Annotated in this window: 1 protein-coding gene; it reads right to left on the reverse strand. The window is 66.5% G+C overall.

Annotated features, from left to right (window positions below; translation table 11 throughout):
- Positions 1 to 222 (reverse strand): AMP-binding protein (locus tag ACX4ZE_RS23470; protein WP_480275645.1); only part of this gene is annotated, 222 nt, incomplete at its 3' end.
- Between the last annotated feature and the right edge of the window lie 17 nt (positions 223 to 239).

The following is a 239-nucleotide window of genomic DNA, read 5'->3' on the forward strand; positions in this document are numbered from 1 at the left end:
CACCCCCCGCACCACCAACAACTGCGCCAAACGATCAGCACGCTCGTCGAGGTCCCGGTAAGTCAACTCCACCCCCGCACACACCACCGCCACCGCCTCCGGGGACCGCCGCACCCACGCCTCGATCAACTCCACCACAGTGGTGCCGGTATCCACCGCCACCGTAGTGGCGTTGTAGTCCCGCAACAACCGGTCGCGTTCGGTATCAGTGAGCACCTCCACCGCCCCCACCACCAGCT

The sequence above is a fragment of the Nocardia sp. TBRC8007 genome, assembly GCF_056629435.1.